General features: G+C 63.0%; 20 protein-coding genes. 4 read left to right on the top strand and 16 right to left on the bottom strand.

Annotated elements, in window-relative coordinates; genetic code table 11:
• Positions 1 to 61 precede the first annotated feature (61 nt).
• A complete protein-coding gene (locus BX591_RS15975; RefSeq protein WP_111932378.1) occupies positions 62 to 874 on the bottom strand; it encodes a MetQ/NlpA family ABC transporter substrate-binding protein in 813 nt (270 codons plus the stop codon).
• Between the two features lie 221 nt (positions 875 to 1,095).
• Positions 1,096 to 2,979, bottom strand: coding sequence for a methyl-accepting chemotaxis protein (locus tag BX591_RS15970; RefSeq protein WP_167444570.1), 1,884 nt, complete (start codon positions 2,977 to 2,979; stop codon positions 1,096 to 1,098).
• Positions 2,980 to 3,232: 253 nt separating this feature from the next.
• On the opposite strand from BX591_RS15970, the gene BX591_RS15965 reads away from it, so the two are divergent.
• A complete protein-coding gene (locus BX591_RS15965) occupies positions 3,233 to 3,523 on the top strand; it encodes a YciI family protein (protein ID WP_111932376.1) in 291 nt (96 codons plus the stop codon).
• 159 nt (positions 3,524 to 3,682) lie between these two features.
• Here BX591_RS15965 and BX591_RS15960 read toward each other — a convergent pair whose 3' ends face one another.
• The 5 genes from BX591_RS15960 to BX591_RS15940 form a co-directional block, all read right to left on the bottom strand.
• Positions 3,683 to 4,300 (bottom strand): SCO family protein, encoded by a 618-nt coding sequence (locus tag BX591_RS15960; protein ID WP_111932375.1) that lies wholly within the window; start codon positions 4,298 to 4,300, stop codon positions 3,683 to 3,685.
• A gap of 9 nt (positions 4,301 to 4,309) precedes the next feature.
• Positions 4,310 to 5,215 (bottom strand): heme o synthase, encoded by a 906-nt coding sequence (cyoE, locus tag BX591_RS15955; protein WP_111932374.1) that lies wholly within the window; start codon positions 5,213 to 5,215, stop codon positions 4,310 to 4,312.
• 6 nt (positions 5,216 to 5,221) lie between these two features.
• Positions 5,222 to 6,331, bottom strand: coding sequence for a COX15/CtaA family protein (locus tag BX591_RS15950; protein ID WP_111932373.1), 1,110 nt, complete (start codon positions 6,329 to 6,331; stop codon positions 5,222 to 5,224).
• Between the two features lie 24 nt (positions 6,332 to 6,355).
• Complete coding sequence (locus BX591_RS15945; RefSeq protein ID WP_244147029.1) at positions 6,356 to 6,961, bottom strand: SCO family protein; 606 nt, start codon at positions 6,959 to 6,961, stop codon at positions 6,356 to 6,358.
• A 138-nt stretch (positions 6,962 to 7,099) separates the two neighbouring features.
• Positions 7,100 to 7,816 carry an SURF1 family protein gene (locus BX591_RS15940; protein ID WP_111932371.1) on the bottom strand — a complete coding sequence of 239 codons (717 nt, stop codon included), beginning with the start codon at positions 7,814 to 7,816 and terminating at the stop codon, positions 7,100 to 7,102.
• Between the two features lie 114 nt (positions 7,817 to 7,930).
• Between BX591_RS15940 and BX591_RS15935 the strand changes: the two genes are divergently transcribed.
• Positions 7,931 to 8,140, top strand: a complete 210-nt coding sequence (locus BX591_RS15935) for a twin transmembrane helix small protein (RefSeq protein ID WP_007179452.1) — start codon at positions 7,931 to 7,933, stop codon at positions 8,138 to 8,140.
• Positions 8,141 to 8,330: 190 nt separating this feature from the next.
• Here BX591_RS15935 and BX591_RS15930 read toward each other — a convergent pair whose 3' ends face one another.
• From BX591_RS15930 to BX591_RS15900, 8 genes are all read right to left on the bottom strand, one after another.
• Entirely contained in the window at positions 8,331 to 9,188 is an 858-nt protein-coding gene (locus tag BX591_RS15930; RefSeq protein ID WP_111932370.1) for a cytochrome c oxidase subunit 3, read from the bottom strand.
• Between the two features lie 132 nt (positions 9,189 to 9,320).
• Positions 9,321 to 9,530, bottom strand: coding sequence for a DUF2970 domain-containing protein (locus BX591_RS15925; RefSeq protein ID WP_105510851.1), 210 nt, complete (start codon positions 9,528 to 9,530; stop codon positions 9,321 to 9,323).
• Positions 9,531 to 9,569: 39 nt separating this feature from the next.
• Complete coding sequence (locus BX591_RS15920) at positions 9,570 to 10,193, bottom strand: cytochrome c oxidase assembly protein (RefSeq protein WP_111932369.1); 624 nt, start codon at positions 10,191 to 10,193, stop codon at positions 9,570 to 9,572.
• A 42-nt stretch (positions 10,194 to 10,235) separates the two neighbouring features.
• Positions 10,236 to 10,370, bottom strand: coding sequence for a cytochrome oxidase small assembly protein (locus tag BX591_RS36955; RefSeq protein ID WP_035553669.1), 135 nt, complete (start codon positions 10,368 to 10,370; stop codon positions 10,236 to 10,238).
• 118 nt (positions 10,371 to 10,488) lie between these two features.
• Entirely contained in the window at positions 10,489 to 12,102 is a 1,614-nt protein-coding gene (ctaD, locus tag BX591_RS15915; protein WP_105510849.1) for a cytochrome c oxidase subunit I, read from the bottom strand.
• Positions 12,103 to 12,146: 44 nt separating this feature from the next.
• Positions 12,147 to 13,784, bottom strand: coding sequence for a cytochrome c oxidase subunit II (gene coxB, locus BX591_RS15910; protein WP_111932368.1), 1,638 nt, complete (start codon positions 13,782 to 13,784; stop codon positions 12,147 to 12,149).
• Positions 13,785 to 13,850: 66 nt separating this feature from the next.
• Entirely contained in the window at positions 13,851 to 14,324 is a 474-nt protein-coding gene (locus BX591_RS15905; RefSeq protein WP_111932367.1) for a DUF2244 domain-containing protein, read from the bottom strand.
• Between the two features lie 293 nt (positions 14,325 to 14,617).
• Positions 14,618 to 15,595: a methyltransferase domain-containing protein gene (locus BX591_RS15900; RefSeq protein ID WP_111932366.1), complete on the bottom strand. Its 978-nt coding sequence runs from the start codon at positions 15,593 to 15,595 to the stop codon at positions 14,618 to 14,620.
• Positions 15,596 to 15,721: 126 nt separating this feature from the next.
• On the opposite strand from BX591_RS15900, the gene BX591_RS15895 reads away from it, so the two are divergent.
• Together BX591_RS15895 and trmL are read left to right on the top strand one after the other, a co-directional pair.
• Entirely contained in the window at positions 15,722 to 16,465 is a 744-nt protein-coding gene (locus BX591_RS15895) for a ComF family protein (protein ID WP_111932365.1), read from the top strand.
• A gap of 20 nt (positions 16,466 to 16,485) precedes the next feature.
• Positions 16,486 to 16,956, top strand: a complete 471-nt coding sequence (trmL, locus tag BX591_RS15890) for a tRNA (uridine(34)/cytosine(34)/5-carboxymethylaminomethyluridine(34)-2'-O)-methyltransferase TrmL (RefSeq protein WP_111932364.1) — start codon at positions 16,486 to 16,488, stop codon at positions 16,954 to 16,956.
• Here trmL and BX591_RS15885 read toward each other — a convergent pair.
• Positions 16,929 to 17,477: an O-acetyl-ADP-ribose deacetylase gene (locus tag BX591_RS15885; protein WP_111932363.1), complete on the bottom strand. Its 549-nt coding sequence runs from the start codon at positions 17,475 to 17,477 to the stop codon at positions 16,929 to 16,931. The two genes, trmL and BX591_RS15885, sit on opposite strands and share 28 nt — an antisense overlap.
• Positions 17,478 to 17,527: the final 50 nt, after the last annotated feature.

The following is a 17,527-nucleotide window of genomic DNA, read 5'->3' as shown; positions in this document are numbered from 1 at the left end:
TGGCGGAAACGGGCGGTGCTGTGTCGGCACGCGCCCGCTACCGCTCGGGTAATTCAGCCGCTTAGAACGACGGCACCATCGAACCCTTGAACTGCGCCTTGATGAACTGGCGCACGTCTTCCGACTGATAAGCGGCGACCAGCTTCTTCACCCACGGCTTGTCTTTGTCCTGCGCACGCACGGCGATCAGGTTCGCGTACGGGCTGTGGATGTCTTCGAGCGCGATCGCGTCTTTGGTCGGCTGCAGGCCGGCGGCCAGCGCGAAGTTCGTGTTGATCACAGCAGCATCGACGTCCGACAGCGAACGCGGCAGTTGCGCGGCGTCGAGTTCGACGAGCTTGACCTTCTTCGGATTGTCGGCGACGTCGAGCGGCGTGGCGTTATTGCCGTTCGTGCCCGCGCCGGCCTTCAGCTTGATCACGCCTTGCGCCTGCAGCAACAGCAGCGCGCGATTTTCGTTCGACGGGTCGTTCGGCACCGCGACCTTCGCGCCTTGCGGCAGATCCTTCACCGACTTCAGTTTCTTCGAATAGATGCCGAGCGGCGAGATGTACGTGAGACCGGCGTTGACGATCTTGTAGCCGCGTTGCTTGACCTGGCTGTCGAGGTAAGGCTGATGCTGGAAGCTGTTCGCGTCGAGATCGCCCGCGTCGAGTGCGGCGTTCGGCTGCACGTAGTCGTTGAATTCGACGACCTTCACGTTGAGACCTTCGCGCTTCGCGACCTGGGTGACGACTTGCCAGATTTGCGCGTCCGGGCCGCCGATGGTGCCGACCTTGATCACTTTGTCGTCGGCATATGCGCCGACGCTGGTCACGATCGCCGCGCCGGCGATCACTGCGGAGAGGGCTTTGAGGATGTTTCTGCGCTGCATGTGATTCTCGCTGGTTCCTGTCGATCAGGTGGGCTGATCGACGCTCTGATCGGTGTCAGATTCGGGTGAAAGTGGGCGCGCGTGCTGCTTTTGGCAGAGCGGCGCCAACTGGACCGCAAATGGTCTCATATGCCCGGCGAGATGGGAAATATCACGATGGCATATAGGTATGCATCGTGAGCGGCCGCGTGCGGATCGTCACGCGGCCGGGTTGGGCTTCGTTAGAACGTCGTCCAGTCTTCGTCGGACGAAGCTGTTTTTGCCGGTTCGGCGGCGGCACGCGCCGGACTCGGAGCCGGCGTCGGCCTTGCGTTTGCTGCGAGCTTCGCGCCCGCTGCCGGTGGATTCGATGCCACGGGTGCAGCGGAAGCCGACAGCTTCGGTTCGACCTGGACCGATACCGGAGCCGGAGCCGGAGCCGGAGCCGGTGTATGAGTTCGCGCCGAGCCAGTCGCGTTAGTAACCCGCTTCGAAGCGCTTTGCGCGGCCGCCGGTTTGGCGTCGCGCGAAGTGGCCGCCGCGAGCCGCGTCGCCGCTACCGAAACCGACGAACCCGCCGTTGCCCCGCCAGCCACTCGAAACGCACTCACCGTATCGCGCAACCGCCCTGCCTGATCCTGCAACGAAGCAGCGGCCGCCGCAGCCTGTTCGACTAGCGCCGCGTTCTGCTGCGTGACTTCGTCCATCTGCGTGACAGCGCGGCCGACCTGCGCGATGCCCGTGCTTTGCTCTTCCGACGCCGCCGCGATCTCACCCATGATGTCGGTGACGCGCTGCACCGCCTGCAGAATCTCGCCCATCGTCGTGCCGGCCTGCTGCACCAGTGTCGAGCCGTTATGCACGCGCTCCACCGACGCGCCGATCAACTGCTTGATCTCCTTGGCTGCCGTACCGGAACGCTGCGCAAGGCTGCGCACCTCGCCTGCGACGACCGCGAAACCACGGCCCTGCTCACCGGCGCGCGCGGCTTCCACGGCCGCATTCAACGCGAGAATATTGGTCTGAAACGCGATCCCTTCGATCACGCCGATGATGTCCGCGATCTGCCTCGAGCTGTCGTTGATCTCGCCCATCGTGCCGATCACGCGGCTCACGACGTCGTTGCCGCGAGTCGCGATTTCGGATGCGTTGTGCGCGAGCCCGCTCGCCTGACGCGCGTTGTCGGCGTTCTGCTTGACCGTCGCGGTCAGCTCTTCCATGCTCGCCGCGGTTTCCTGCAACGACGCCGCCTGTTGCTCGGTACGCTGCGACAGATCGTTATTGCCCGCGGCAATCTGCTGCGTCGCCGAGGCGATCGATTCCGACGAGCGACGAATCTCGCCGATGGTCCGCTGCAAGCGATCCTGCATGCCATGCATCGCCGCCATCATGCTGGTCGTGTCCTGCGGACGCACATCGACGACCTGCGTCAGATCGCCTTGTGCGATGCTCGCTGCGATCCGCGCCGCCTGATCCGGCTCGCCGCCGAGGCTCGCGCGCACATTGCGGATGATCAGCAGCATAGCGAGCGTGATGATCGCGCCGATCACCAGCACCACGGCGAGATGCAGCGCCAAGGTCTCGTAGTAGACCGTGTCGATATCCTTGATGAACACGCCGCTCGTGATGTTCCAGTCCCACGGCGCGAAACGCACCACGTAGCTGATTTTCGGCACCGCCGTTTCGCTGTGCGGCAGACGTCCGCGATATTCGGCAAAGCCGCGGCCGCTGGCTTTGGCCGCGTCGACGATCGCGACGTACAGCAGCTTGCCGTCCGGGTCCTTGAAATCGCCGACGGGTTTGCCGGTCATTTGCGGCAGCGTCGGGTGCATCAGCACGACCGGCTTCGAATCCATCACGAACAGGTAGCCGGATTCGCCGTAACGCATGGTCGCGAGACGGGCGAGCGCTTCGCGCTGCGCGTCGGCCTCGCTCATCCTGCCGCCCTGCGACAGCGTGTAATAACCGTTCACGACGCCCTGCGCCGCGTCGACGAGGTTCACCATGCCCGCCTTGCGCTCGGCCAGCATCGTGCTACGTGTTTCGACCGCGCTCCATAGCCCGACGCCGAGCAAACCCAGCCAGACAAGTGCGAGCGATAGCCACAGTTTGCGATTCAAACTCATCCTGCTCATTGTTATGGTCTCTCTCGTGTGATCCGTATTCAGCTTGCTTCAGCATGACGAATGCGGGCGCGTGGTTCGTCGCCGCGACTGCCCGCAAACGATTGCTTCATTTATAACGGCATGGCGTGCAGGCAACTTGAGGCATGTTGTAAGGAAACCGATTGCTTCACGGCGTCGCAGGCGATCGGGTTGATCGCGCGCAATAAGTCGTCCGCTGACCGATAATCGACGCCTGGGAGAAAAGAGAACCATCATGTACGTCATCAACCTGAGCTATATCGCATCGCTCGAACGCGTCGACGACGTGCTCGAAGCGCATCGTGCGTTTCTGACAAGACAGTTCGAAGCAGGCGTGTTCATCGCGGCCGGGCCGAAGGTGCCGCGCGATGGCGGCATCATTCTGGCAGCGGGCGTCGAACGTGAAAAACTGGATGCGATTCTCGCCAGCGACCCGTTCGCGGTGCAGCAGATCGCACGCTACGAGGTGACGGAGTTCAAGGCGACGCGGCTGGCGCCGGGTTTGAATTTGCCGATGCCGGCTTGAGGGTCGTACGGAAGGAATGAAACGAGCGAGGTTGAGGCTGCGCGAATTGAAGCGTTGAAGTTTGACGCGGCGAGTACCCGCGAGTACTCGCGGGTACTCAATTAGGCCGGGTAGCAAACGGGTACATGCTGCAGGCACGCACCCGCGTCCATCACGGCATCAATCGAGCAGCAGCTTGATATCGTGCACCCAGGGCGTTGCGCCCTGGCCGTCGCGCGCGAACAGACGCAACTTGCCGTCCGTATCGAACACATAGCTCGCAGCCGTGTGATCCATCGTGTAGCTGTCCGGCGTCTTGCCCGGCACCTTCGCGTAGTAGACGCGGAAATCTTTCGTGACCTTGGTGAGCTGCGCCTGATCCGCCGGACGCAAGCCGACGAAGGTCGGATTGAACGCCGGCACATATTGCGCGAGCAACGCCGGTGTATCGCGTTCGGGATCGACGGTGACGAACAGCACCTGCACGCGCTTTGCGGCGTCCGGCCCGAGTTGCTGAAGCGCCTGCGAGAGCTCGGCCATGGTGGTCGGGCAAACGTCCGGGCAATGCGTGTAGCCGAAGAACAGCACCACCACTTTGCCCTTGTAGTCGGCCATGGTGCGAACCTGGCCGGACGTGTCGGGCAACGAGAAGTTGCTGCCGAATTGCGTGTTGCCAGTGATGTCGAGATTCGTGAACGCCGGCGGCTGTTTTCCGCAGCCTGCGGCGATCAACGCGGCGCCGAGCGCGCAGGCCATCACAGCGGCACGCGCGCTGCGTGCGAAGCGGTTCTTGAACATGGTGTGGTATTACGCGCCGATCAGGACGCGCGCATAGTGGTCGATCAGCAGCGCGGCGAACAGCAGCGACAGATAGACGATCGAATAACGGAACATCTTGCGCGCGAGATCGTCCGAGTACTCCCGGTAGATCTTCCAGGCGTACGCAAGGAATATGGCGCCGAGCAGCACGGCGGCCGCGAGGTACACCACGCCGCTCATGCCGGAGATGAACGGCATCATCGTGACCGCGAACAGGATCACCGAGTACAGCAGAATATGCAGGCGCGTGTACTGTTCGCCGTGCGTGTTCGGCAGCATCGGCAGGCCGGCGTTTTCGTAGTCTTTGCGGCGATACAGCGCGAGCGCCCAGAAATGCGGCGGCGTCCACACGAAAATGATCAGCACGAGGATCCACGCGTCGCCCGGCACGTGACCGGTGACCGCAGCCCAGCCGAGCGCCGGTGGCATGGCGCCCGAAGCGCCGCCGATCACGATGTTCTGCGGCGTGGCCGGCTTGAGCAACAGCGTATAGATGACCGCATAACCGACGAAGGTAGCCAGTGTGAGCCACATGGTCAGCGGATTCGCGAACGTGTAGAGCGTCCACATGCCGAGCCCGCCGAGCACGGCGGAGAACGACAGAATCTGCGTGGTGGTGATTTCGCCGCGTGCCGACGGACGCCACGACGTGCGCCGCATCTTCGCGTCGATTTTCTGTTCGACCAGGCAGTTGATCGCGAACGCGGCGCCGGCCAGCAACCAGATACCGACGGTGCCGCCGATCAGCGCGGTCCACGGCACCATGCCGGGCGTGGACAGAAACATACCGATGACAGCGCAGAACACGGCGAGTTGCGTGACGCGCGGCTTCGTCAGGGCGAGATACTGGGAGACCCGGCTACCGGGCGTTTGGGAGAGTGTTGTGCTGTCCATGTGGAGTCACGCTGGCGCGGCATCGCGCGCAGGAAGCGCGGCGCGGCCGGGACGGCTATAAGCGATCCGAAAGTTTAACATAACGAGCAAAAGCAGCAGGATCGCGGCCCCCCCGTTATGCGCCACCGCAATGGGCAACGGCCATTGCAGAACGATGTTCGACAAGCCGGTGATGAACTGGATCAGCACCACCAGCAGTACGCCATCCGCCGGCCGCCGCAGCGACTCGAAACGGCGCAATTTCAACGCGAACCAGACCAGATACGCGACCACCACGATCGCGAATGTGCGATGCGTCCAGTGGATCGCGACCAAAGCGTCCTGCGTGATCATCTCACCGTCACCGGTCATACCGAGCGCGCGCCACAGGTGAAAGCCGTGCGCGAAGTCCATCGGCGGAATCCATTGGCCGTTGCAGGTCGGGAAGTCGGTACAGGCGAGCACCGCGTAGTTCGTGCTGACCCAGCCGCCCAACGCGATTTGCGCGACCAGCAGCACGAGGCCCGCGAGCGCCGCGACGCGCCAGCGCGCGGCTTCGGGCTCGTAGGCGGGCAGCGGCGTTTGCCGCGCGGCCAGCCAGCCGAGCGTGCCGAGCAGCGCGAGACCGAGCAGCAGATGCGTGGTCACGATGACCGGTTGCAGTTTCATCGTCACGGTCCACGCGCCGAACGCGCCCTGCACGAGGATCAGCAGCAGCAGCGCGGTCGGCCACCACTGCGACACATGGAGCGGGCGGCGCTTGATGCGCGCGGTCCAAGCGATGATCGTCTGCGCGATGATCAGCACGCCGATCGCCATGGCGAAATAACGGTGGATCATCTCGATCCAGGCCTTCGTCAAACTGACCGGCCCAGTGGGCATCAATCGATGCGCCGCGCTGATCGCCGCATGCGCGATGAACGGCGACGACGTGCCGTAGCACCCCGGCCAGTCGGGACAACCGAGCCCGGAATCGGTGAGGCGCGTGAAGCCGCCGAACATCACCAGATCGAGCGTCAGAAAAGTGGTCAGCCAGACCAGCTTGCGAAATTTGTTGTCGTCGGCCTTGACCCACACGTAGGACAACGGCAACAACGCGATACACAAGCCGATCAGGGCCAGTTGCAGTACGAACATCTCTCTCTTACCTTTGTTGCCGCATCAGCCGATGGTCGACCATTTGAGCAGCTTGGTCACGTCGCCCTTGATCTTGCTCGGGTTCGGATCTTTCGGGAAACGCATCATCAGATTGCCGTTCGGATCGACCAGATAGATGTGGTCGGTCGCCTGTGTGCCGGTGTCGGCCGGCAGCCAGGCGGAGACCTGGGCCGGATCGGCGATCAGCATGTCGGTGTCCGGATACGCCTTTTGTATCACGTCACCGACATGGCCCGCATCGGTGCGCAGCCACACTTGCACGACGCGCTCGCGTTCCGGGCCCTGGGCTGTGCGGATTTGTCGCATGAAATAGAGCTTCGTGACGCAGGCTTTGTCGCACGCGCTGCTGTCGACCGAGATCATCAGCCATTTGCCGCGTAGCGTGGCCAGCTTGAGCGGCTTGCCGTCTTCTCCGGTAACCGTCAGCGATTCGGGGATCGGGCGCTGCGGCTCGACCAGCGTGCCGTAGTTCGTCTTGCCGCCGGCCGGCTTGATCACGTAATAGGTGAAATAGGACACGGCGATCGGTGCCGCGCAGATCACCGCCAGCAGCAGCAGGACCCAGCGGCCGCGTTGCCATGAGCCCTTGCCGTTGGGCTGGCCTGGCATCGCTTTCGGCGTGGCGGATTTGCCGGCTTGCGGCGTACGGGGGGATTGCGTCGACACTACAGGACCTCACTTCAATGATTGCGCGGTTCGCGTCGTGCCCTGACGAGCTCGCGCGAAACCGCTTGTGCTGTGCTTGCGTTATGCGCCGGACACCGGCGCTTTTCTGCCCGCCCGGCGCGCGGCATACAGACCGAACACCAGCGCGGCGGCCGCCATGCCCCACCACTGGAACATATAGCCGTAGTTGCGCTCGACGCCGTTGTCCGGCGCGGGCCAATCGCGTACCAGTTTGTCGCCGTCGTCGCTCAATTGCTGGATCACGAACGGTTGCAGCGGCAAGCCGGTTTCGGCGGCGTAGGCGGCGGTATCCAGATTCTGACGGATCAACTGATGCTCGGCCGAGCCGCCCTGTCCCAACTCGAACGCGCGCGTGGCGTCGGCCCGCGCAATGCCCTCGATCTGGATCTCGCCCTGCGGCGTACTGTACGGCGCGATGGTTTCGCGATTGCTCATGTTGCGCGGCAACCAGCCGCGATTCACCAGCACGTAGCCGCCGCCGGCCAGTTTAAAAGGCATCACGACGTAAAAGCCCGGCTGATCGTTATACGGACGATTATCGAGGTAGACGACCTTGTCCGCGACGAAACTGCCACGCGCTTTTACCCGATGAAACTCGATGTCCTTCAGTGCAAGCGGCGTGCTACCCAGCGTCTGCGCCGACGCGTTCTCGAACTGCGAGATGTGCGCCTCGAGCGCTTCTTTCTGATGCGCGCGATCGCGCTGCCAGAAACCGAGCCGCACCGTCACCACGATCACGAGCAGAATCAGCAGCGCGGGAATGAGGCGGAATTTCATCGACCGCACTCCTTTGACGCGACTCGCGAGGCCGTCTGGAAGCTACGGCAAACGCCGGCGCGCGGTGCGATAATAAACGTCTTGCCTCTGCGCTTTCGGGTTTCAGCTGGTTCCATGCACATTCTCGTTCCCATCGCCTTCGTCCTGATCATCGCCAGCATGGTGTCGGCGCTGTATTTCATGATGCATGACAAGGGCAAAACCAAGCGGATGGTCTGGTCGCTCGCCACGCGGGTGGGCCTGTCGATCTCGTTGTTCCTGTTCATCCTGTTCGCTCACTGGATGGGCTGGATTCAGTCGACCGGCATTCCCTACGGGCGCTGAGCCCGACCTTTCAAGCTCTCCACGCTTCCCACGCCGCCAAACAAAACGCCGCCCTGACAGGGTCGAGGGCGGCGCTGCTTGCGTTGCTTTGCATACTGCTCGTGCGCCACGCCCCGAAGAACGTCACGCGAACGGCCTGCACACATTCCGGTTTGCCGGTCGGCGCAGGCCAGACTGCCAGATCACCTGCTTACAGCCAGTACACGACGACGTACAGCCCGAGCCACACGACGTCCACGAAGTGCCAGTACCACGCCGCGCCTTCGAACGCGAAATGATGCTCCGCCGTGAAGTGGCCGCGAATCAGGCGCACCAGCACCACCGCCAGCATCGTGCCGCCGAGGAACACGTGGAAACCGTGAAAGCCCGTGAGCAGGAAGAAGGTCGATCCATACACGCCCGACGACAGCGTCAGATTCAGTTCGTTGTACGCGTGGAAATACTCGAAGCCTTGCAGGAACAGGAAGCAGACGCCGAGCACCAGCGTAGCCGCCAGCCAGATGATCGCCTTCTTGCGATGATCCTCACGCAGCGCGTGGTGCGAGACCGTCAACGTTGCGCCCGACGACAGCAGCAGCGCGGTATTGATGGTCGGCACCGGCCACGGCTGCATCGACTTGAAGGTCGAGACCAGCGCTGCCGGACCGTTGTTCGGCCACACCGCCGAGAAGTCCGGCCAGATTAGCTTGAAGTCGAGGCTGCCCAGTTGATGCAGCGCAATTTCACGCGCGTAGAACAGTGCGCCGAAGAACGCGCCGAAGAACATCACTTCAGAAAAGATGAACCAGCTCATGCTCCAGCGGTACGACTTGTCGACATTCTTGCCGTACATGCCGCCTTCCGATTCCGCGATCGCGTCGCCGAACCAGTGCCACAGCGTAAAGAGCAGCCACAACAAGCCGACTACCACGCCGATCGGCGCCCAGTCGTGGTCGTTGATCCAGGCCGCAAGCGATCCGAGCATGACCAGCAACCCGGCAGCGGCGCTGATCGGATGCCGCGACGGATGCGGTACGAAATAGTACGGGCTCTCGTTTTGACCGCTCATTCTTGATTCTCCACTTCAGTCCAGTTGTTCCGGAATCACCGGCTGTATCTTCGGCGGCGCGTCGAACCCGCACCGCTTCACTCTAATTCGTGGGCGCTGCTGCGCCCGTCACTATCGCGGCATCTAGCCGTCTCAACCCACCACCGCACGCACGACCAGGATCAGCACGCCGATGAAAATGGCCGCGCAGATCAGCGCCGCCGCGATCACATGCAGCGGATTCAGTTGCGTGGCGTCGGCTTCCAGATCACGACGCTTGCGCACACCGAAGAACGACCAGAACACGGCCCGCATCGACTGACCAAAACTACTCTTGCGCGGGGCGCTGCCGTTATCGCTCATCTTGTCCCGGTTTCCTTAGCCTGCGCGGGGGATAACCCGTCAGGCGGGATTGGCGGTGGCTGCCGCCGTATTGGCCGTGTTAGCCGTGGGTGTTGCGCTGCCGGCCGTTGCCGCGGCCGGTGTGTTCAATTCGAAAAACGTGTACGACAACGTGATCGTCTTCACGTCTTTCGGCAACTTCGGATCGACCACGAACACCACCGGCATCCGCTTCGTCTGATTCGCCGTCAACGTCTGCTGCGTAAAGCAAAAACATTCGATCTTCTTGAAGTACTCGGTCGCCTGCTTCGGCGCGTAGCTCGGAATGGCTTGCGCCTGAATCGTGCGCGCCTGTTCGTTCCTGACCTCGTACATCACGGTGGTCACTTCGCCCGGATGGACGTCGAGACTGCGTTGCTCAGGCTTGAAACCCAGCGGGCCGCGCGCGTTCGCATCGAATTCGATCGAAATCGTGCGGCTCATGTCGACCTGCGTGTTCTTCGCCTCGCGCGCCGTGGCATCACGCTGCACCAGGTTGTTGATGCCGGTGATCTGGCAGATCGCGCGGTACATCGGCACCAGCGCGAAACCGAAACCAAACATCATCAACGCGACGACGAACAGCTTGATCAACATGGAACGGTTAAAAGAGCGATCGGCCGGAGCCGGCGGTTGCGTCGACATCTCAATCCTCAACAAACCTGCGAACAGACGGCAACCGCCGCCTCAGGTGAAGAACCGCTGCTTGATGATGACGCTCGCGAAAAAGACCGCCGCGATCACGAACATCACCCAACCTATCCGCCTGTTGCCCGCGCGAATCTGCTCCGGCGACCGTCTTTCCTGTGGATTGCGCGTCATGCTCGATTTTCTGAATACTTTTGTGACTTGCCGGGTGGCAGCCGCCTGAGCCGCTGCCCCGGTTCCGTTCGCGGCATATCGCGCCGCAGCCGGAACCGGTTGCCTCCCCCACTGCCGATTACTCGACCGTCGGCGGGTGTTCGAACGTGTGGAACGGAGCCGGGCTCGGCACGGTCCATTCGAGGCCCGTTGCGCCGTCCCACGGCTTGTCGCTCGCCTTTTCGAGTTCGCCGCCGCCACGGTAGGCCGGCAGTGCAACCGCGAACAGGAAGTAGACCTGCGCCAGACCGAAGCCGAAAGCGCCGATCGAGATGACCTGGTTCCAGTCGGTGAACTGAGCCGGGTAGTCCGCGTAACGACGCGGCATACCGGCCAAACCGACGAAGTGCATCGGCAGGAACGCGAGGTTGAAGAAGAACATCGACGCCCAGAAGTGGATCTTGCCGCGCGTTTCGTTGTACATCCAGCCAGTCCACTTCGGCGCCCAGTAGTACCACCCCGAGAACAGCGCGAAGAGTGAGCCCGCCACCAGCACGTAGTGGAAGTGCGCGACCACGAAATATGTTCCGTGATACTGGATGTCGAGCGGCGCCATGGCCAGCATCAGACCCGACAGGCCGCCGAACGTGAACACGATCAGGAAGCCGACCGCGAACAGCATGGGCGTCTCGAAGCTCAACGAACCGCGCCACATGGTCGCGACCCAGTTGAACACCTTCACGCCGGTCGGCACGGCGATCAGCATCGTCGCGTACATGAAGAACAGTTGGCCCGTCACCGGCATGCCGGTGGCGAACATGTGGTGCGCCCAGACCATGAACGACAGAATCGCGATCGACGAAGTGGCGTACACCATCGAGCTATAGCCGAACAGCGGCTTGCGCGAGAATGCCGGGATCACCTGCGACACGATCCCGAACGCCGGCAAGATCATGATGTACACCTCGGGGTGCCCGAAGAACCAGAAGATGTGCTGGTACATGACCGGGTCGCCGCCGCCTGCCGCGTTGAAGAACGACGTACCGAAGTGGCGATCGAACAGCACCATGGTGATCGCGCCCGCCAGAACCGGCATCACGGCGATCAGCAGGTACGCGGTGATCAGCCACGTCCAGACGAACATCGGCATCTTCATCAGCGTAAGGCCGGGTGCGCGCATGTTCAGGATCGTCACGACGATGTTGATCCCGCCCATGATCGACGAAGCGCCCATCAAGTGGACCGCGAAAATCGCGAAGTCCATGCCCGGGCCCATCTGCGTGGAGAGCGGCGCGTACAGCGTCCAGCCCGCGGCGGTCGCGCCGCCCGGTGCGAAGAACGAACCGACCAGCAGCACGGCAGCCACCGGCAGCAGCCAGAAGCTGAAGTTGTTCATGCGCGCGAACGCCATGTCCGACGCGCCGATCTGCAGCGGAATCATCCAGTTCGCGAAGCCGACGAAGGCCGGCATGATCGCGCCGAACACCATGATCAGGCCGTGCATGGTGGTCAGCTGATTGAAGAACTCAGGCCGCATGATCTGCAGGCCCGGCTCGAACAGTTCGGCACGGATCATCAGCGCCATCACGCCCCCTGAGAGGAACATGGTGAACGAGAAGATCAGGTACAGCGTACCGATGTCCTTGTGATTGGTTGCGAACAGCCAACGACGCCAGCCATGCGGCGTTTCGTGGGCGTGGTCGCCGTGTACGTGCTCGTGGCCCGCGGTTACATCGTGTCCGATGCTAGACATGACAATCTCCTAATGCGAATACTGCGGTGCTGACCATGAACACGTCAGGCGGCCGGGCTGATCTGAACACGCCGGGCTTCTTTCGCGTCGCTGCCGCCCGTGATCGTTTCCGGCTTCTTTAAAATAATATGGTCTTCGGCAATGCCGGCTGCTTTCAGTGCGTCGCGCACGGCTTCCGCGCGGGTCTTCGCGAGTTTCGCGTTGACGTCGGCGGAGCCGGTCGCGTCGGTGAAGCCCGACAGCGTGAATTTCGCGTCCGGATGCGCCTTCGCGTAGGCTGCGGCCGCGTCGACCGCCGCTTTCGCGTCGGCCGGCAGTGTGCTCTTGCCGGTGTCGAAGTAGACGCTGGCCGGCAGCGCTGCCTGCGTGCCCGCCGCGCTGTCCGAGCCGGCTGCCGCTGCGGCCGCTCCCGATGCCGCCGCCGCGCCCGACGCTGCTTCCGCGCCGCTTGCCGCTGCGCCCGCACCTGCTGCGTCGGCCAGATGGTTGCCGCCTTCCGGCAGCTTGCCGTTGCGGGCGTCCAGAATCTGCTTCGGCTGGAGAATGTCGCCGGTGTGGTTGCCCCACGAGTTACGCTCGTACGTGATCACCGAAGCGATTTCGACGTCGTTCAGCGTAGGCGCCCAGGACGGCATCGCGTTCTTGCCCTTCAGCACCAGGCTGACGTGCTCGGCGATCGGGCCGTTGGCGATCTTGCTGCCGTCGAGCGCCGGGAATGCGCCCGCGCCCTTGCCGTTCGGCTGGTGACAGACCGCGCAGTTCGCCGTGTACACCTTGCCGCCGCGTTCCATCAGCTCGGCCATCGTGTAGGTCTTGTTCGGGTCGTCCTGGCCTGCGGCCAATTTCGCCTTTTGCGTTTCGACCCACTTCGCGTAGTCGTCGGCGGACAGCACTTCGACCACCACCGGCATGAACGCGTGTTCCTTGCCGCACAACTCAGTACAGAAGCCGCGGAACGTACCGGTCTTGTCAGCCTTGAACCACGTGTCGCGCACGAAACCCGGGATCGCGTCCTGCTTCACGCCGAAAGCCGGCACGTACCAGGAGTGGACCACGTCGTTCGCGGTGGTGATGATGCGGATTTTCTTGTCGACCGGGACAACCAGCGGATTGTCGACTTCCTGCAGATACGTGGTGGAAATCGGCTCGCGGCCATCGGTTTGCGCACGCGGCGTGGCCAGCGTGGACAGGAAGTTGATGCCTTCGCCCGGGCCCTTCACGTAGTCGTAGCCCCATTTCCACTGATAGCCGGTGACCTTGACGGTGAGGTCGGCATTCGTGGTGTCTTTCATCGCGACGACGGTCTTGGTGGCCGGCAGCGCCATCAGCACGACGATGACAAACGGGACGATCGTCCAGATGATTTCGACGGTGGTGCTTTCGTGGAAATTCGAAGCTTTGTGGCCTTTCGATTTGCGGTGCGCAAAGATCGAATAGAACATCACGCCGAACACGCCGACGAAGATGACCAGGCACAGAACCAGCATGAACATGTGGAGGCTGAAGAGCTCCTCAGCGATTTTTGTCGCAGGCGGCTGGAGATTGATCTCGTTGACGGCAGGGCCGCCCGGAACATCGCCCACTGCCAGGGCTGCACCGGCGAAAAGCAGTCCGCTCATCGCCAGCACACCCATGAGGGCTCGCTTGATTGTTTTCATAGCTTCCTTACCCAAATTTTCCATTCAAACCCTCGACCCCACCGACAGGCTGTCTCGCGCTCCCCTTGAACGCCGCGCGTCTCAACGCCTCTAACAATGCGTGAGCCACATACGCAATTCACCTGCGAACTGCGCGCGCCGATACTGCGCGAGATGTTGCCCGATCATGATCGTCTGGCCGCGCGAGACCAGTTTGATCTGGTCACGCGGTGTTGCGCCCGGCTCGATCCGCACCCAGCGCGGATTGAATTCGAACTGCGTGAGCTTCTCGGCGCTGACCTGCTCGATCACGAGCCGGTTCGGAAACAGCCGGATGCGCTCGTAATCCACAGCATGACGCGCGTATATGGCAAACGCGATACCCACCGCCAGCAATTCGATACCGGTGAACGGCAACACCAGCCAGGCGCCGACCAGAACCAGCATGAAGGCAATTGCCAACGAGAACAACGCAAGCGACACGTAGAAACCGACGAACTGCCGCGGCGATATCGAACAGTTGCGTTTCATGGTCCAGTCCTTGAGAACTGGTTCTGAATCCGCCAGCAGATCTGATGCTTCCATCGCTGCCTCCTGCGAATCACCGCTTTCGGTCATGTGGCGCGGCCCTCTGAACCAGCCGCCCGATCACAACCGAGTCTCCTCATCATGCAGTACTTTGCCTCCGGCCTGCCGCCCCAAATGTGGGGACTCCGGGCGACAAACTGACGCATTATAGGCGCGATCCATGGCATCCACAAGCAAGGGCCAAATGGCCCAAAAGCCCGACGCGACAAGCCTCCGCGCCGTTTTGACGCAGCTTTTGCGCGTCTTTTGAAGTGGAAATTTCAGACATAACAGATGTCGTCTTTACCGCTTCAACGATTCCTCGATGAACCTCGTCCGATGTCCTCGATTCGCACGATTCCGTGACCTTCGGCGGTGGTGCGCGGCACGGCTTTCCACGCGTGCCCGTAGATCACCTCGAAGGTCAGCGCAAGGGTGCCGTCGGCGCGCCGACGCGCTTCGAGCGCCGCCAGCAAAGCCTTGTGCAGCCGACGCGCGGCGCCGCCCGCGGACGCTTCGCGCTCGAACGCGCGCTCGAACGGATAGGCGCCCCAGCGACGCACGTCCGCGAGCAGCGACTCCGGCGACTTATAGGTAATGGTGAGCACTTCCTGATCCATCACAGGAATTTCGAAGCCGCTCTCGACCAGCATATCGCCCAGATCGTGCATATCGACGAAGTCGATCACATGCTTGCGCGAAGCGATGCCGTGTGCGGCCTCGACCTCGGCATATGCGCCACGCAACTCCTTGAGCGTGTCGGGGCCCAGCGTGCTGAACATCAGCAGGCCGTTGACCTTGAGCACGCGCTGCCACTCCGGAAACACGAGATCGGGCCGCGAGTGCCAATGCAGCGCGAGGTTGGACCAGATGAATTCGAAGGCGCCGGCCGCGAACGGCAGCGCCGAGAAGTCGGCCTGCGCGAAGCGCGGACCGCGGGCGCCGAGCGCCTTGCCGAGCGAAGCCGGCAGGAAGCGCCGCCAGCTCGTGTCGCCCGAGTCATGGTGTAACGCACGGGTCAGCATGCCGTGCGACAGGTCGGTGCCAAATACCGGCGCTTCGGGGAAGCGCTCGCGCAACGCGGGGAGGTCTTCGCCCGCGCCGCAACCGGCGTCGAGCACGCTGGCCGGCGTGACCTTGATGTAATCGAGCCGCTCACGCATGCGCTGCGCGATCTCGCGCGGCAGGAACGCGACGTCGTCGAAGGTCACCGCGCGGCGGTCGAAGATGCGCCGGAGACGCCGTGAATCGTAGGCCGGACGGCCTGATTGAGCGGGAGTTGGGGACATGGGTGTCGTACTGGCGTAGAGCAGGAAGTATACTCGTTCGTTTCCTTCCATTCAGCGGAGACGGCCTGCGCGGGCCTTCCAATCGTGGCACTCCGACCATTTTCTTCGTCATCCGGCGGCCGGTTCATGCGTTTTGCGCGTGGCCTGACTTCGGCATGGCCGCACGTGATGCAGGCAGCGTTGCCGAATCTGTGCGTGTTATGCGGCAATTTGTCGCATAACACGCTATGCGTCTGTTGCGACGAAGCGTACTGGAACGAAAGCAGCGTGCGCTGCACCACCTGTGCGGTGCCGCTCGCTTCGACACGCTGGGCGGGCCACACGCAATACCGCTGTGCGGACTGCGTCGGCGAGCCGCCGCCGTTCGACGCGACCTTCGCCCTCGCCGACTACCGCGCACCGCTCGACACACTGGCGGTCGGTCTGAAATTCCGCGCCCGGTTGATGCTGGCGCGCGAGTTCGCGCAACGTCTCGCGCGTCTGGCGCAAGACTCGTGGCGCGATGCATCCGACATGCCCGACGTGATCGCCCCCGTGCCGCTGGCGCGGCAACGTCTCGCCGAGCGCGGCTACAACCAGGCCTGGCAGATCGCCAGGCCGCTGGCCCGCGCGCTGAAACTGCGCAGCGACGCCACCTTGCTGCTGCGTGTGATCCACACCGCGCCGCAGTCGCGGCTCGACCTCGACGCGCGCCGCCAGAACGTGGGCCGCGCGTTCAAGGTCAGGGCGAGCGTCAATGGTCTGCATGTCGGTGTCGTGGACGATGTGATGACGACAGGCGCCACGCTCGAAGCGCTGGCGCGCACGCTGAAAGCAGCGGGCGCGCGCCGGGTCACCAATTTTGTCGCGCTGCGCACCCCGAAAAACTAGTCTCCCAATCTCATCCCATCATGTTCAATGTCGTTCTCGTCGAACCCGAAATTCCGCCGAACACCGGCAACGTGATCCGCCTCTGCGCCAACACCGGCGCGCGGCTGCATCTGATCGAACCGCTCGGCTTCCCCCTCGACGACGCCAAGCTGCGCCGCGCCGGCCTCGACTATCACGAGTATGCGCAAATGAACGTGCACCCCGACTGGGCTGCGTTCGTCGCCAAGGAAACGCCGGACCCGACGCGCATGTTCGCGTTCACCACGCGCGGCTCGGGCCGCTTTCACGAGCACGCCTTCCAGTCCGGCGACTGGTTCGTGTTCGGCGCCGAGACGCGCGGCCTGTCCGACACGGTGCTTGACCAGTTTGCCGGCGAACAACGCGTGCGCCTGCCGATGCGGCCCGGCAACCGCAGCCTGAACCTGTCGAATACGGTTGCGATCGTGGTGTTCGAGGCGTGGCGTCAGACCGGCTTCGACGGCGGCGCCTGACAGCGCGTTAGTTCGGCCTGGTAGCGTGCGAGCATTGCGTCGTCGAAACAGGCGAACACGACTCGCTCGATTCGCGGCATGTGCCGCAAGGTGTCGAGCACGGTACCGACCGCGATCCGCACGGCATCGTCGGCGGGAAAATGGTAGATGCCGCAACTAATTGCGGGAAACGCGATGCTCGCGCACTGCGCATCACGCGCAACTTCTAGCGAGCGCCGGTAGCAGGACGCCAGCAATTTGGCCTCGCCCTGCGCGCCACCCCGCCAGACCGGCCCGACTGCGTGGATCAAGTAGCTGGCCGGCAAGCGGTAACCACCAGTGAGCTTCGCGTCCCCGGTCGCGCAGCCGCCGAGCGTCTCGCATTCGCGCAGCAAATCCTTGCCGGCCGCTCGATGAATCGCGCCATCCACCCCGCCACCGCCTAATAGAGAGGTATTCGCGGCGTTGACGATCGCGTCCACGGCGAGCGTGGTGATATCCACCCGGCGCGCTTCCAGCGTGCAACCATTGATATTGAGCATGGGAACCTCGCGAGTCCGAAGCGTCGATAACAACGTGGACCGCGACGGTG

The organism is Paraburkholderia bryophila (assembly GCF_003269035.1).
Classification (GTDB): Bacteria; Pseudomonadota; Gammaproteobacteria; order Burkholderiales; family Burkholderiaceae; genus Paraburkholderia; species Paraburkholderia bryophila.
The sequence above is the reverse complement of the archived record's forward strand: the minus strand, read 5'-3'. Positions and strand labels throughout refer to the sequence as shown.

Excerpts from the sequence above, each read along its gene's own strand:
- BX591_RS15975 (WP_111932378.1), bottom strand. The coding sequence starts at position 874 with ATGCAGCGCAGAAACATCCTCAAAGCCCTCTCCGCAGTGATCGCCGGC.
- BX591_RS15970 (WP_167444570.1), bottom strand. The coding sequence starts at position 2,979 with ATGAGTTTGAATCGCAAACTGTGGCTATCGCTCGCACTTGTCTGGCTG.
- BX591_RS15965 (WP_111932376.1), top strand. The coding sequence starts at position 3,233 with ATGTACGTCATCAACCTGAGCTATATCGCATCGCTCGAACGCGTCGAC.
- BX591_RS15960 (WP_111932375.1), bottom strand. The coding sequence starts at position 4,300 with ATGTTCAAGAACCGCTTCGCACGCAGCGCGCGTGCCGCTGTGATGGCC.
- cyoE (WP_111932374.1), bottom strand. The coding sequence starts at position 5,215 with ATGGACAGCACAACACTCTCCCAAACGCCCGGTAGCCGGGTCTCCCAG.
- BX591_RS15950 (WP_111932373.1), bottom strand. The coding sequence starts at position 6,331 with ATGTTCGTACTGCAACTGGCCCTGATCGGCTTGTGTATCGCGTTGTTG.
- BX591_RS15945 (WP_244147029.1), bottom strand. The coding sequence starts at position 6,961 with ATGCCAGGCCAGCCCAACGGCAAGGGCTCATGGCAACGCGGCCGCTGG.
- BX591_RS15940 (WP_111932371.1), bottom strand. The coding sequence starts at position 7,816 with ATGAAATTCCGCCTCATTCCCGCGCTGCTGATTCTGCTCGTGATCGTG.
- BX591_RS15935 (WP_007179452.1), top strand. The coding sequence starts at position 7,931 with ATGCACATTCTCGTTCCCATCGCCTTCGTCCTGATCATCGCCAGCATG.
- BX591_RS15930 (WP_111932370.1), bottom strand. The coding sequence starts at position 9,188 with ATGAGCGGTCAAAACGAGAGCCCGTACTATTTCGTACCGCATCCGTCG.
- BX591_RS15925 (WP_105510851.1), bottom strand. The coding sequence starts at position 9,530 with ATGAGCGATAACGGCAGCGCCCCGCGCAAGAGTAGTTTTGGTCAGTCG.
- BX591_RS15920 (WP_111932369.1), bottom strand. The coding sequence starts at position 10,193 with ATGTCGACGCAACCGCCGGCTCCGGCCGATCGCTCTTTTAACCGTTCC.
- BX591_RS36955 (WP_035553669.1), bottom strand. The coding sequence starts at position 10,370 with ATGACGCGCAATCCACAGGAAAGACGGTCGCCGGAGCAGATTCGCGCG.
- ctaD (WP_105510849.1), bottom strand. The coding sequence starts at position 12,102 with ATGTCTAGCATCGGACACGATGTAACCGCGGGCCACGAGCACGTACAC.
- coxB (WP_111932368.1), bottom strand. The coding sequence starts at position 13,784 with ATGGAAAATTTGGGTAAGGAAGCTATGAAAACAATCAAGCGAGCCCTC.
- BX591_RS15905 (WP_111932367.1), bottom strand. The coding sequence starts at position 14,324 with ATGGAAGCATCAGATCTGCTGGCGGATTCAGAACCAGTTCTCAAGGAC.
- BX591_RS15900 (WP_111932366.1), bottom strand. The coding sequence starts at position 15,595 with ATGTCCCCAACTCCCGCTCAATCAGGCCGTCCGGCCTACGATTCACGG.
- BX591_RS15895 (WP_111932365.1), top strand. The coding sequence starts at position 15,722 with ATGCGTTTTGCGCGTGGCCTGACTTCGGCATGGCCGCACGTGATGCAG.
- trmL (WP_111932364.1), top strand. The coding sequence starts at position 16,486 with ATGTTCAATGTCGTTCTCGTCGAACCCGAAATTCCGCCGAACACCGGC.
- BX591_RS15885 (WP_111932363.1), bottom strand. The coding sequence starts at position 17,477 with ATGCTCAATATCAATGGTTGCACGCTGGAAGCGCGCCGGGTGGATATC.